The sequence below is a fragment of the Microcoleus sp. K5-D4 genome (genome assembly GCF_036704575.1).
GTDB lineage: Bacteria > Cyanobacteriota > Cyanobacteriia > Cyanobacteriales > Microcoleaceae > Microcoleus.
On the sequence record NZ_JAUBSD010000197.1, the window covers coordinates 1 to 1,884 of the forward strand.

The window sequence follows — 1,884 nt, forward strand, 5'->3', positions numbered from 1 at the left end:
AATCCAATTTCTTGAGAAATGAGTTTTGACCAAAAAGCGAAGTGATAGAAGCCTCGATCCAATAATAGTAAGGTTTTAGGCTTAACTGTTTTTAGTAAATCTTCCTCCCAATTAGTATCTGCTTGTTTCGGATTTTCCCCAAACCAGATTTCTTCGGGAAGATGAGTTACTAGGTCTATAATTACTCCCATTTTTCCGGCTAATTGACCAATAGGAACATCTGATAAACTTTGTAGCTTCTTAAATAATGCTTCTAATGTTGAGCCGTCAGCTATCCAGATATTATCAAAGCTTTTTAAGGCAAATTGTACGCTATCTGGTAATGGTCTCGATTTTCTCATCAACCATTTTCGTCGAAAATGAGGTAGTAATTCTTTAAATACTTTTTCAAATAAAATTGCTGGAAAAGTTAAAAATCAGAGTCATAATGCTTGTTGGCTAATTTCTTGTGGCTGACACCATAAAAATCCTTCTCTATTTAATAATCTGGTTAATTCTGTTACTCCTGCTACGTCTCGCCATAATAAACTTAATATTGCTGCCATCATTAATGGTAGTGTTAGAATTCTATCTCTTAAATTTAGTTGCCGATAAAAAGTTTTTTGGGCAGCCATTGCCGGAATTAATAAATCTTCCAAGTGATTCGCGAGCGCTTCATTTTCTACTTGGGGACGATTTTTTTTCTTTGCATGATCTCGGTTGATGCGTTTTTTGCGAATCATAACTGGTTCAATTATGGCTCAACTGCTTGTCCGGTAAAGGTTTCATCCTATTTTACCTTTTTTTGTCTACCCCCTTGACAATTTGCACTTTTTCTTAAATTGTCACAAATGGTCATGGACAGAGCCGGCTGGCATAGGAGCGAGCGAGTGGTGGTTCCATCAGCAATTTATGTAGAATATTTGCCACCTTACTCTCCGGAACTTCAACCAGCAGAAAGGTTGTGGTCTCTGGCTGACAAACCATTAGTCAATAAAAGTTTTGACAAAATACAAGACTTGGAAGCATTTCTGGAAGAACGCTGTCAAATTTTATCGACAACTCTGACAGAACCCATCAAAAATATTACCAATTATTATTGGTGGCCCAATAACTGCTCGCCTCGCGAAGGATAGCTGATATTTTTTTGGCATTCTTATCTAAATAATCATTAACGATCGCCTGAGAGCTTGTCAAGCGAATAGATTCACTTGTTTACTAATTATCTAGCGGGCTATATTTATTGAACTTAGTGACAGTATTCCTTCAAAGTTTACCCAAAGTTTGATTTTTAAAAATAACACAAGCGAATGAAGTTTTTTTCGCCATCATAAAGGGGGTAAGTAACCCGGATTTGGTATAAATACAATCCCATTGAACATCGACTCTTCCCTCATATAACCAGAGCCTGTCAAGGAGTGATTTTTACAAGTCTAAATTTAGTCAAAAGTCTCATGGAAAAAACTCACACTAACAAGGGTCTATCTGTATTTGTAAATGTGGTAGATAAAATCTATGAAATTGGTCGAAATGTGACTGATGATTTTAAAAAAAATATAAAAATTGTTTTTGATGAATATTTACCCAAATGGAATTATCGAGCGGTACCTCAACTCACGAATTAATCAAGTTATTAATTTTTCATTCCTTATCCCAGATGTAAACATACTTTTTTTGCTTTAATATCCTCCGAACTTGTCCTCCAATTTATTTTATTCCTGTGGATTCCTCTAAGTATGTTGCTAATCTCTGCGCTGTCCATCGTCCCAAATTATATCCTAATTATTCAGGGTATTTCTCTAGGGTTTTTAATAATATTTCTATATATTTAAGTAGGTAGGCGGGAAAAAACATATTTATGTAACAAAACATTAAGCAGCATAATTGGAGTTAAACTTAAGGCGT

2 protein-coding genes and 2 pseudogenes are annotated in these 1,884 nt (G+C 35.1%); 2 read left to right on the plus strand and 2 right to left on the minus strand.

What is annotated here, in order from left to right; all coding sequences use genetic code 11:
- Window positions 1-722: pseudogene (locus QUA77_RS28975) on the minus strand (IS4 family transposase); the annotation flags it as partial.
- Between the two features lie 108 nt (window positions 723-830).
- Here QUA77_RS28975 and QUA77_RS28980 point away from each other — a divergent pair.
- Both QUA77_RS28980 and QUA77_RS28985 read left to right on the plus strand, forming a co-directional pair.
- Entirely contained in the window at window positions 831-1,115 is a 285-nt protein-coding gene (locus QUA77_RS28980) for a transposase (protein WP_333454066.1), read from the plus strand.
- A 237-nt stretch (window positions 1,116-1,352) separates the two neighbouring features.
- On the plus strand, window positions 1,353-1,604 hold the full coding sequence (locus QUA77_RS28985; RefSeq protein WP_333454068.1) for an ISAzo13-like element transposase-related protein: 252 nt from the start codon (window positions 1,353-1,355) through the stop codon (window positions 1,602-1,604).
- A gap of 22 nt (window positions 1,605-1,626) precedes the next feature.
- On the opposite strand, the pseudogene QUA77_RS28990 reads toward QUA77_RS28985, so the two are convergent.
- Window positions 1,627-1,809, minus strand: a pseudogene (locus QUA77_RS28990) (winged helix-turn-helix domain-containing protein); the annotation flags it as partial.
- Between the last annotated feature and the right edge of the window lie 75 nt (window positions 1,810-1,884).

Bases quoted from the DNA above. Each gene is read 5' to 3' on its own strand.
- QUA77_RS28980 (WP_333454066.1), top strand. From the start codon at position 831: ATGGTCATGGACAGAGCCGGCTGGCATAGGAGCGAGCGAGTGGTGGTT.